General features: G+C 32.0%; 11 protein-coding genes. 8 read left to right on the top strand and 3 right to left on the bottom strand.

Annotated elements, in window-relative coordinates; translation table 11 throughout:
• The 6 genes from ACOSP6_RS01140 to ACOSP6_RS01115 form a co-directional block, all read left to right on the top strand.
• A partial coding sequence (locus ACOSP6_RS01140) for a hypothetical protein (RefSeq protein WP_422095685.1) occupies window positions 1–545 on the top strand: 545 nt, incomplete at its 5' end.
• Window positions 546–563: 18 nt separating this feature from the next.
• A complete protein-coding gene (locus ACOSP6_RS01135; protein WP_422092376.1) occupies window positions 564–1,085 on the top strand; it encodes a hypothetical protein in 522 nt (173 codons plus the stop codon).
• Window positions 1,085–1,996 (top strand): PKD domain-containing protein, encoded by a 912-nt coding sequence (locus ACOSP6_RS01130; RefSeq protein WP_422092375.1) that lies wholly within the window; start codon window positions 1,085–1,087, stop codon window positions 1,994–1,996. Before ACOSP6_RS01135 ends, ACOSP6_RS01130 begins: the two co-directional genes overlap by 1 nt.
• 7 nt (window positions 1,997–2,003) lie before the next feature.
• Window positions 2,004–2,243 (top strand): hypothetical protein, encoded by a 240-nt coding sequence (locus tag ACOSP6_RS01125; RefSeq protein WP_422092374.1) that lies wholly within the window; start codon window positions 2,004–2,006, stop codon window positions 2,241–2,243.
• A gap of 767 nt (window positions 2,244–3,010) precedes the next feature.
• Entirely contained in the window at window positions 3,011–4,168 is a 1,158-nt protein-coding gene (locus ACOSP6_RS01120; protein WP_422092373.1) for a gliding motility-associated C-terminal domain-containing protein, read from the top strand.
• A gap of 26 nt (window positions 4,169–4,194) precedes the next feature.
• A complete protein-coding gene (locus ACOSP6_RS01115) occupies window positions 4,195–4,989 on the top strand; it encodes a glycosyltransferase (RefSeq protein ID WP_422092372.1) in 795 nt (264 codons plus the stop codon).
• Here ACOSP6_RS01115 and ACOSP6_RS01110 read toward each other — a convergent pair.
• Window positions 4,986–5,579 (bottom strand): class I SAM-dependent methyltransferase, encoded by a 594-nt coding sequence (locus ACOSP6_RS01110; RefSeq protein ID WP_422092371.1) that lies wholly within the window; start codon window positions 5,577–5,579, stop codon window positions 4,986–4,988. The genes ACOSP6_RS01115 and ACOSP6_RS01110 overlap by 4 nt on opposite strands.
• Window positions 5,579–7,627, bottom strand: a complete 2,049-nt coding sequence (locus tag ACOSP6_RS01105) for a tetratricopeptide repeat protein (RefSeq protein ID WP_422092370.1) — start codon at window positions 7,625–7,627, stop codon at window positions 5,579–5,581. Before ACOSP6_RS01105 ends, ACOSP6_RS01110 begins: the two co-directional genes overlap by 1 nt.
• 63 nt (window positions 7,628–7,690) lie before the next feature.
• On the opposite strand from ACOSP6_RS01105, the gene ACOSP6_RS01100 reads away from it, so the two are divergent.
• Complete coding sequence (locus tag ACOSP6_RS01100) at window positions 7,691–8,650, top strand: glycosyltransferase family 2 protein (protein WP_422092369.1); 960 nt, start codon at window positions 7,691–7,693, stop codon at window positions 8,648–8,650.
• Here ACOSP6_RS01100 and ACOSP6_RS01095 read toward each other — a convergent pair.
• Window positions 8,647–9,141 carry a DinB family protein gene (locus tag ACOSP6_RS01095; RefSeq protein WP_422092368.1) on the bottom strand — a complete coding sequence of 165 codons (495 nt, stop codon included), beginning with the start codon at window positions 9,139–9,141 and terminating at the stop codon, window positions 8,647–8,649. The genes ACOSP6_RS01100 and ACOSP6_RS01095 overlap by 4 nt on opposite strands.
• Window positions 9,142–9,364: 223 nt before the next feature.
• Between ACOSP6_RS01095 and ACOSP6_RS01090 the strand changes: the two genes are divergently transcribed.
• Entirely contained in the window at window positions 9,365–10,027 is a 663-nt protein-coding gene (locus tag ACOSP6_RS01090; RefSeq protein WP_422092367.1) for a hypothetical protein, read from the top strand.
• Window positions 10,028–10,174: the final 147 nt, after the last annotated feature.

Below are 10,174 nucleotides of genomic sequence, written 5' to 3'. Positions count from 1 at the left end.
CTACAGGTGAAACTGGAGCAACAGGAAGCACAGGAGCGACAGGTGAAACTGGTGCTACAGGAAATACAGGTGCTACAGGAAGTACAGGAGCGACAGGTGAAACCGGTGCTACAGGAAGTACGGGTGCAACCGGTGAAACAGGAAGTACAGGAGCTACAGGAAGCACGGGAGCGACAGGAAGTACAGGTGCAACGGGTGAAACAGGAAGTACAGGAGCGACAGGAAGCACAGGAGCAACGGGAGCTACTGGAGATGCATTCATAAAGGCTTTTGCAAAGGTTAACGGATCTACGGGAGCATTAATCAGATCTCAAGGAGTAACTTCAGTTACTAGAAATAGTACTGGTAATTATACTGTTACTATCCCTGATAGAGGAAATGCTGATTACATAGTTAATATAACTGCATTTAGTACAGCAGGTCTACAAGTTACAGGACAAGTTACTAATCAAACAAATACAACTTTTACAGTTCAACTTTATGGAGGAAATATATTCCTATACTTAGTAGATGCAAACTGGTACTTTACTGTGGAAGATTTATAAATCGACAAAAATCAATAAATGAAAAAAATTATATTAATATTAGTGTTTTTCTCTACTTCTTATGTTTTCGGACAAGTCTATCCTGGAACACCGGTATCTGGTTTTCCAAGTGGTACAACCTCTGAAATAACTGCACTATCTCCATCTGTTGAAGGTATAGTCGCTTACAGTACCGATGAAAAAATCTTTTACTATTATGATGGAACTTCATGGTTGAGCTTAAGATCTCCTCTTAATTCAGCAAAAATATTTTATCCTCCATCGGTAGCAATAGATGCATCAACAACCGGAACAGGAAGAACACTTAATCTTTACAATGAATACATTTCGCAATTCGGAACACCTGCGGTAATTAGTACGGGAGCCCCAACTAGTATTCCAACTTATTCTGCTTCTGAGTTATATTATTACGTAACTGCTTATGATACGAGCATTTTAACTATTACAAGTATCGACGCTTCTGGTCTTATGACCTACAATGTCGATAATGTTCCTAGTGATGACAATACAATTATTAATGTAGTATTTGTTGTAAAATAATGAGATTGAGATTATTACATTTATTATTCTTTATTAGTGTAAATTTTATTTACAGCCAATCCACTAATGATTATAGAACAGTAGCTTCTGGTAACTGGACTAATGTTGCTATTTGGGAAGTTTATAATGGAACGGCTTGGGTAGCTGCTACCAATTATCCGGGACAAGCAGGAAATACGACTAATGATGTTACAATAGGAAATGGCGTTACGGTAACTATAAACAGTGCAATACCAGATCCTATAAATTCTGTAACATTGGGTGATAGAACAGGTGGAATTGATACACTACTGATAGGAAATACCGCTAGTTTAAATACTACTTCTCAATTCACAATTGCTTATGATGGATTATTGAACTGGACAGTTAACAAAACCTTTTCCTTGCCAGCAGGTACAGCTTTCGCTGTAGAATCGCCAAATCCAGACCCGTCTTTAACGCTTGGTGTTGATCATGGAATCTTCGAAAACACTTCTGCTTGTAGTGCATCAAAAATATTACAAATTGGTTCTACGAAGTACGCTACTTGTAATGGTAGTGGTGGTAGCGGTGTACAAACGTTTAACACTGTAAATAATGAGGGAGGTAATTTAAGCGTATTCCCTACAGCAACGCCAGACCCCGCTTGTGCGAATCAAGTTTTACAACTTAATGCTAATCCTGGAGGAACAGAAGTTAATGACACTCCTTTAACATTTAGCTGGACCGCCACAGCGCCTTCTGGTTATTCTTTCAGCTCTAGTGTTGAAAATCCAACAGATACTCCACCAAACCCTGGAACATATACATATGAAGTTACAGTAACTAATAATTCCGGACTATCCTCGACTGGTTCAGTTACCGTTATTGTAGAAAATTGTAACAAAACTATTATAACGAATAGAAGAATTACTTTTAGAGTAAAGAATTAAATCCCCAATGAGAAAAAATGTAATACTGATATTTATATCTGTGCTAACATTTAATATCGTTCAATCACAAGTATTTCCCGGAACTCCTGTATCTGGATTTCCAATCGGTACTACAGCACAGATTAATGCTATAACCAACCCAGTAACTGCTACGATTGCTTTTAGTACAGATGAGAGAATTTTTTATTATTATGATGGTCCAATTGGAATCCTTTTAATAGTTCAAACTATACCTTCGGAGATATAAAATATGGAGTACAAACTTCAGATCATTCAGGATGGTATTTACTTAATGGTCGTTCAATAACCTTATTACCTTCAAATGCTCAGAGCAATGCAAGTAATCTTGGGTTTACATCCAACCTACCCGATGCTGCTGATAGGGTTTTAAAGCATCCAAGTGCTGGTGAAAATATAGGAGATATTGGAGGACAAACAACCACTACATTAACTCAAGCTAATTTACCTAATATTAATTTTACTGGTAATACATCAACAGATGGAAATCATAACCATACTTTTAGTAGAAGAACAAGAGCTAGAAATGTAAGAAATGATGATTTTGACGAATCTTTAACATTTTACAATCGTGGCGGTAGTTCAACAACCAGTACAGATGGAGATCATACTCATACAGTTAGTGTTAACAGCGGTGGTTCGAACCAAGCATTTGAAAGATATCAACCATACTTAGTAATTAATACTTTTATTTATTTGGGAAATTAATAAAATGAGACTCTCACTAATATAAAGCATCTAGTGACATTATAATGTATCGTGTGTCATAATTATAGTTACGAAATTTTGAATTGATAATTGATGATAAATTATTTAATTTAAAGTTATATATTGGCTAAATAAGTATTATTCATGTTGTTTATCTGAACATAAGTTCAGTTCATCGAAATTAAAACAGAGTAAGTTTCATATTGTTTAGTTTTAATTTGTGTAAGTGTAAACGTGAATAAGCAACTAAAGTTGAATAACATTAAGATATTAACCCTAAAATATATAATGAGAAGAATATCCCTACTCTCTTTATTACTTCTTATCTCGCTTAAAGTAATCGGGCAAACTGCTTTTAAGAACTTTGGAAATATTCAAATGCATTCTGACGCTTCGATTGGTTTTCATACCGATTTAATTAACGATGGTCAATTTGATAATAACCTAGGTTTAGCTGGATTTTATAGTGATAGTGAGCTAAGAGTTGTTTCAGGTATTAATAGACCCGTTTTTGAGAATGTAGAAATAGATGCTTTAAATGATTTAAACTTAGAAACTTCACTTGGTATATCTAATCAATTGGAATTTATAAATGGTAAAGTAATAACTCCAAGAGATGATATCTCTATATCTTTAGATTTTATAAACCATGATTTATATGTCGGAGAAGATGATGACAGACATACGGATGGATATGCTTCTGTTCTTGGAACAAATGAGTTTATCTTCCCTATTGGAGATGATAATCGTTTTAGACCGATGATTATTCCAAATCAAGCATCAGAAACTTATTTTAATGGTGCTTATTTCTCTGAAAACCCTAATACTCCTTCTACATTTGCCAATATTTTTTCAACGAATGAGAAACAGGTAATTCTTAGAGACGTGAGTAGCTATGAATTCTGGGATTTAGACGGTGCTACAGAAACGACTGTAACTCTAACATGGGATAGTTTTAGCAACATTCAAGATATATCTCCTCTTCTACCCTTGTTACGCGTAGTTGGTTGGAGCAAAGCTGAAAACAAATGGATCAATTTAGGAGGTGTTAACATTCAAGGTGATTCAACTGAAGGCCGAATTACATCTTTAAATTTTATCCCTGATAATTATGAAGTTATTACTATTGGTTCTATTTTCTCAGATATTGAATTGGGTAATAGTGATAACTATTTAATCTCTCCTAATGATGATGGAACAAATGACGCACTAGTTTTTGACGGATTAGAACTTTTTGAAAAAAATGAGTTGGTTATTTTTAATAGATGGGGAAATGAGGTTTATAGAAAAAAGAATTATGAAAATGACTGGGGAGCTATTTCGAACGGAAGAGCCACCGTTCAAAAAGCGAATAAGCTACCTACCGGAACTTATTTTTACACTTTAAAATTCGGAAATAATCGTCTTGACAGACAGAAAAAAGGCTGGGTATATATTAGTTATTAATTGTTACTTTTGAATAAACTTTTTTCTTGATAGATCATACTTTTGTCATACCAACTTATAAAGAGTCTCCTTATTTAGAATCTTGTATTTTAAATTTAAAAAAGCAATCTGTTTCTAGTAATATTATTATTACAACTTCTACACCAACAGAACAAACGAAGAACGTAGCGGAAAAGTACAAAATACCGTACTTTATTAATGATAATGGAAAGTTTGGAATAGGGAACGATTGGAATTTTGCATTATCCAAAGTAGAAACCAAATTAGCTACAATAGCGCATCAAGACGATATTTACGAGGACAAATACACAGAGAATATTTTAAAAGCATCTTCTAATCAAGAAAAATCTTTATTGTTTTTTACCGATTATAATGATTTGATTGGAGAATCAATAAGGCCTAACTCATTAAATTATTTTATAAAAAAGACCTTGCTCCTTACCTTTTTAGTTAAAAAAACTCATCATAGTTATTTTTTCAAAAAGAGTATTTTGGTTTTTGGGGATGCTATCTGTTGTCCATCTGTTACTCTAAATATAAAAAACATAAAAAACGCAGACAGGCTATTTTCTCCAAATCACAAATGTGTATTAGATTGGATAGCTTGGCTTGAGCTCGCCAAAGAAAAAGGTAGTTTCACTTTTATAAACAAAAAGTTAATTCAACACCGAATACACGAAAGTTCTGAAACCTCAGTCTCGTTAAACTCAGGAGTGAGAGAGCAAGAAGAGTTTGAAGTTTTTACGAAAATATGGGGAAAACGTATTGCTAAACTATTAATGCGCTTTTATTCTTTCGGACATAAAGATAATATCGTTTAGTTTTTCTGAGCTACAGAAACAAACTCGTTATACTTAAAAAATTTACCTACAAACCTCGGAAAAGGAAATGAATAAAATTTCTTTTCGTTAGCTCCTAATTCAGAAAAAATCCTTTTAACGACTTCAAAATCTGTGAACTGAACATGCGTTTGATCTGATGCATAACCGGCTTCTTGAGGTGTAATTATAACAATTTTTCCTCCATCTTTTAAAAATGGTAAATACTCTTTAAGTAAATCTATTGCTTGTTGCTCTGTCATATGCTCGGCAACATGCGCCAATAATATCGAATCGAAAAATTTCTCTTTTGAGTGTTCTGAAGTTAAAAAATCCTCATTTGTGTAAGCTAAAAGTCCTTTTTCCTTGCAAATAGCAACAGAATCTTTGTTATGGTCAACTCCTACTCCATTTCCTTTTATATGAAGTAAATTTCTTCCAATTCCACAACCAATATCTAAAGTAAACCCTAAGTCAAGTTTATTAATATTATATCTATACGGTCTTTGAACATCTAACAATGTCTTCCACCATACAAACTGTTTATCTACTAATCTCTCGGTATAATCTTTATCAATTGTGTTTTTACTCATTACTTCTGAAGTTTTAGTTGATTCTTAGCATAGTTTAAATTGTTTTTAGCCAAAACAAAATCTGGAGCAATTTCAATAGCTTTCTCACAGGCTTCAATTGCTTTATCGTATTGCTTCATTGATGAATAAGAACTACAGATATTATTATATGCCTGGTAAAAATCTGGCTTCAAAGCAAGTGCTTTCTCGCACACTTGAATACATTCTTTAAACATACCTCTATTATAGTAAAGTAAACTTAATTCAAGATACTTACTCGCAGTAGGATAAATTTCAGCTTCTTCAGCCTTAATTGTGAGTCTATCTTTCTTATTTTTAGCTAAATCTTTATGTTCAAGAGCTACTTCATCATTTGGTAATATAGCCAAAGTTTGAGCAACTAAATCGTTTAGTTTTGTCCATTCTTCTAAACTATAATATGTTCTGATAAGCAAATGCCTATTTGCCAAATTATAAGAGTTCAAATTAATTGCTTTTTCGCCATACATCATAGCTCTTTCTAAATCTCCTTTTTTACTCAATTCTCTCGCATAATAGTAATATGGCAAGTCGTCATTTGGCTTTAAGGCAATAGCCGAGTTAAAAAATTCTTCAGCCTTTTTATAATTCTTCATTGCTGAATTAAGAATCCCTAAATTAATATGTAGCGTGTGATAATTAGGGTAAATTTTAAGAGCTCTGTTAAAATAACTTGAAGCTTCTGGATAGTTTCCTTTTGCCATTTGAGTAAGACCGTAATTCATTAAACCACGTCCATTTTTTGGGCTCTTCTGAGTTACATCATACCAAAAAGTTTCATCATTCAACCATACTTTATTCCTTTGGTAAGTTCCAAAAGCATACGAGCAAAGAACTAAGAAAACACCAGCTCTCATAAGGTTCATTTTCAATGCGGAAGTCTTCAATTCTTCCTCAAATTTTAAAACATATAACCCAATAGCGTATGAAATACTGAAAGTTAATCCAATGAACGGAAAAAACATTCTGTGATCGTTCATAACCTCAGAAAGCGGAGCCAATGAAGTTGGTAGTAGGGCAAACATAAACCAAATTAATCCGAAGGAAATTGGTCGAGTTTTTCTTTGTAAAGAAGTTTTTACAGTAATATAAATTAATACGCTCAAAAACAAAATTCCAGCGATTATTCTATCATCAAAAAAATTCGGAATAACAGTCCAATCGGTATCTCCACTCAAACTAAATGGTAAAAAGAAACTCACAAAGTAATGAAACCAAACAAACGGCTGGGTTTGAATATAATGTGTTAGATTGTTTGATAAACCAGCAATAGAACCTGTTTTAATTAATGTATATGATTGTACAATCACAATTCCTATAACTAGAGGAAGTAACTTTAAAATGATATTAAATGACGTTTTAGCATTAGAAACTTTAAAAAAATCTGAAACTGATTTATCCTTCTCAAAAAAGAAAATGTAAACGAACAATAACATCGGTAGAACTATAATTGTTTCTTTAGCTAAAACCCCAATCATAGCTGGAATGATATATAGATAATTTTTTCTTGTTTTAGGCTTTAAAACAAATAAACAAAACGAAATGACTATAAAGAAGGTCGATAACACATCGGATCTAGAAATAATATAATTTATAGTTTCAGCATTAACAGTATGAATACCAAACCATCCAACAGCAAGTAAACAAATGTATTCCATCCAATTATGCGTAATTACATTTGACGTAATTTTTTTAAACATAAAGAACATCAATACTAAAAGTGCTATAAATACAATAAATGTTGATAAATGAAAATAAAAGGGATCCAAGCCTCCTCCTATCCAATAATCAATTGCTAATGTTGTTGTTACTACTGGTCTTAAACCCCAGTGATCCTTAGAAGAACTCACCATTTTGGTATCAACAAAAAACCTAGGGATATTTTCTATGTTTCTAATATTTACATTATTTACAATTGCGTGGCTATCATCAAAATGAAAACCGTTTTTGAAGTGATTAGAATATGTGAGTAATAAACCTATAAAAAGAATAGCTGATAATATTAAAATTTTTCTTTTCTTCACATTCATAAAAATAATCTATATTAGTTTTTGTAAATCCAAATTACTAAATTTTAGTCTATAATTGACCAGATGAATTCCAATTTTTCAAATCATAAAATAGCTATTGTAATTCCTTACTATAATGCTTCAAAACAAATTACTCGGGTAGTTTCTAAAATCCCAGATTATATACACTCGATTGTGATAGTAGATGATTGTAGTAAAGAACCTTTACCTGAGAAAGAAATAACTACAACTCTTAATGGTAAAAATGAATTCGTTTCTTTAAAGAATGAAATCAACTTAGGTGTTGGTGGCGCCACTAAAAAAGGATTCCAATACGCTTTAGATAATAGTTTCGATATTGTTGTTAAGGTAGATGCTGATGATCAAATGGATTTAAATTATCTTCCAAATTTACTGAATCCATTGGTAGAAAATCGATCTGTAATTACAAAAGGAAATAGATTCAAAGATTTAAAAGCGCTAAAAGCTATGCCTTTTGTGAGAAAGTTTGGAAACTTAGGAATATCTTTCCTAACAAAAGCTGCAACGGGATATTGGCACAATTTTGATCCTACAAATGGCTTTTTAGCTATAAAAACAGCTGTTTTAAAAGAAATCGATTTTTCGAAAGTACATAATCGATATTATTTCGAAACCTCATTATTAGCAGAGTTTTATTTTCAAAACGCAAAAATCATTGATGTTCCGATGCCAGCAATTTATGGAGATGAACAATCTAACATGAACGTTTTTAAAATGCTTTTTATCTTTTCCCAAAACTTAACAATTACATTTTTTAAACGAATCGTTAAACGTTATTTTTTATATGATTTTAATATAGGTTCGGTTTACTTATTAATTGGAATCCCTTTATTTTTCTTCGGAATTATATTTGGTATCCAAACCTGGGTTGTTCACAGTTCTAACAATACATTTACTCCTACAGGAACGATAATGATAATAACGTTATCTTTAATCCTTGGATTTCAATTACTCTTACAGGCCATCCAAATAGATATTTCAAATGCACCTGAAAATTCTTAAAAGTTTTCTTTAATTCGTGGTGTAGTAGGATTATAACCAAAATCAGCATCTGGTAATTCTATACCTAAGTGGTTAATAATAAAACCTATACTTGCATAATGATGGATTGCATGACTATGTGCTTGCACTAAAGCACTTCCTAAAGTATAATTTGTAGTAATTTTTCCTGTTCCCAAATCATCCGTCACCCTTACAATTTTATCAAAGTCATTCTGATCAATTGTTGCCAATCTCTCTATAATCTCATTAAAATACGCGATACCCGATTCTGTTTTGATTTGAGCCAATTCATTTCGCTCTCTATCAGAGAAATCCACATCAGCTCTGTCAAGTCCTTTAAAAATACAGGAAAACACATCTAAAATGTGTCTCATGTTATTTCCTATGCTAGAATAATATGGAGGTACAGTACAGTCACTATACTGCTCATCTGTTATGGTATTTAATAGCTTTATACCTCTTTGGAGATTTTTTTCGATTGCATCAATCATAAACCAAAAATCATAATAATTTTTTAAAGAAAAAAGAAAATCAATGATAATTCATAATCATTGAAAAATCCTTATCAAATCAAGTAAAACACTTTATTTTATTTATTAATAAGCGTTCAATTTTTAATTAAAATTATTTTTTTGGCACATAATTTGGAAAGTATATATCAAATGCGGCAGCCGAAAAGCTTATAGAGTAGGCATAACCCTAAATAAGGTAATTATGAAAAAACAATTATTATTAATAGTAGCAATTATGTCTTTTAGCATTTTAAATGCTAACAACATAAAGAAATCGACTAGTAAAATTGGGGTTAACAATCGTTATTTTGATGACGCTGTGACCTTTGTCGAAAGAGGAATTAAGTTTCATGTTTTTTTAAATGGTGAATTCGATTTTAATACTCATCCTAAATTTAAAAAAAGAAGAGGACGTGGTGTGCGTATCGAAAGAAACTATAGAGGACAGATAAGAAGAATTGGAAATGTTTTCATCAACTATGACAGAAGAGGTAATGTAAAAAGGATTGGAAGTATCTTCTTAAACTATAGATTCGGACAATTAACACGTATTGGTAATATGTCAATACAATATGATAGATGGGGGAATCCATTTTTTAGAGGACGCGTAAAGGGTAGGTTTTACAATGATAATGTATTTGATTATGGATGTAGTGTCGATTTAGGTTTCAATTCTGGACACATTTATGATTATGATGATGGATTCTTTTATAGAAATAGCTTCAGAAAAAATTATCGTCAAGTTAGAGAAGACGAGAACTTTTATTACTACAGAGCAAATACAAATGCTGAAGGTAAAAAACATAAGCTTATCAAAAGACGAAGAGCTAAGAGTAGTAAAAATTATAAAGAAGGGAGAAGATAAATAATTTAAAAAGCCTAGCAATTGTTGGGCTTTTTCTTTATTAAATTTTTAAATAATGAATCCATAAATTTTGATCAAAAAAAAACGCTCAATATAAAATTGAGCGTTTTTTATTTAAAAGAAAGGCGACGACCTACTCTCCCACCA

Source organism: Tenacibaculum sp. MEBiC06402 (assembly GCF_049239625.1).
GTDB lineage: Bacteria > Bacteroidota > Bacteroidia > Flavobacteriales > Flavobacteriaceae > Polaribacter.
Note: the sequence above shows the minus strand (reverse complement) of the source record. Positions and strands in the feature narration are given on the sequence as shown.

Excerpts from the sequence above, each read along its gene's own strand:
- ACOSP6_RS01135 (WP_422092376.1), top strand. The coding sequence starts at position 564 with ATGAAAAAAATTATATTAATATTAGTGTTTTTCTCTACTTCTTATGTT.
- ACOSP6_RS01130 (WP_422092375.1), top strand. The coding sequence starts at position 1,085 with ATGAGATTGAGATTATTACATTTATTATTCTTTATTAGTGTAAATTTT.
- ACOSP6_RS01125 (WP_422092374.1), top strand. The coding sequence starts at position 2,004 with ATGAGAAAAAATGTAATACTGATATTTATATCTGTGCTAACATTTAAT.
- ACOSP6_RS01120 (WP_422092373.1), top strand. The coding sequence starts at position 3,011 with ATGAGAAGAATATCCCTACTCTCTTTATTACTTCTTATCTCGCTTAAA.
- ACOSP6_RS01110 (WP_422092371.1), bottom strand. The coding sequence starts at position 5,579 with ATGAGTAAAAACACAATTGATAAAGATTATACCGAGAGATTAGTAGAT.
- ACOSP6_RS01105 (WP_422092370.1), bottom strand. The coding sequence starts at position 7,627 with ATGAATGTGAAGAAAAGAAAAATTTTAATATTATCAGCTATTCTTTTT.
- ACOSP6_RS01100 (WP_422092369.1), top strand. The coding sequence starts at position 7,691 with ATGAATTCCAATTTTTCAAATCATAAAATAGCTATTGTAATTCCTTAC.
- ACOSP6_RS01095 (WP_422092368.1), bottom strand. The coding sequence starts at position 9,141 with ATGATTGATGCAATCGAAAAAAATCTCCAAAGAGGTATAAAGCTATTA.
- ACOSP6_RS01090 (WP_422092367.1), top strand. The coding sequence starts at position 9,365 with ATGAAAAAACAATTATTATTAATAGTAGCAATTATGTCTTTTAGCATT.